The sequence below is a fragment of the Caballeronia sordidicola genome (assembly GCF_000729995.1).
Lineage (GTDB): Bacteria > Pseudomonadota > Gammaproteobacteria > Burkholderiales > Burkholderiaceae > Caballeronia > Caballeronia sordidicola_A.
On sequence record NZ_JNFG01000102.1, the window covers coordinates 1 to 608 of the forward strand.

A 608-nucleotide genomic window follows, 5' to 3' on the forward strand; every position below is an offset into this window, starting at 1 on the left:
GGGTAGTACTGTCTCGATGCTGTCGACGACGCGATCGAATTGTATTCCGCGTGAACGAAGTTCGGCGTAGAGGGACTGTCTGTAGTCGAAGGTGTCGATGAGGCCGGGAATTCTGCGGGCGGGGATGCGGGTCGTCTCCAGTCCGACCCGCATGCCGTCTGTGGTGAAGACGCGCTCGAGTTGTATCACCGCTTCTCCCGGTGCGATCTGCAGCAGCTCTGCGAGGTCGTCGTCCGCGCCGTCTACGGACCACCCGACCAGGACGCGGGTGGCGGTCATGCCCTTCTCGCGGGCGGCCTCGGTGTAGGAGCCGATAGCAAGCGGCAGAACGACTTTGGGCTCAGCGACAATGGTCGTTCGACCACGACGTTCGATGCGGCCGGCAACGAGCAATTCGCGCATCGCTTGACGGAGTGTTTCCCGAGACACGTCGTACCTCTCGGCGAGGTCGCGTTCGGAGGGAAACGAGTCTCCTGGTGACAGGTCGTCGAGCAATGCGTCGAGATTCTTGCGCACGATCTGATGCTTGAGCATCCGAGGTTTTGCATCGACCGCCATGTGTCCGACAGTATCATTCCTTGGTCTAGACCAAGATGTCACCGGTCGTT

The 608-nt window shown here is 60.7% G+C and carries 1 protein-coding gene; it reads right to left on the reverse strand.

Features of this window, described 5'->3' with window-relative positions:
- On the reverse strand, positions 1 to 558 hold a 558-nt coding region (locus FH08_RS0133885; protein WP_200878828.1), incomplete at its 3' end, for a GntR family transcriptional regulator.
- Positions 559 to 608 lie beyond the last annotated feature (50 nt).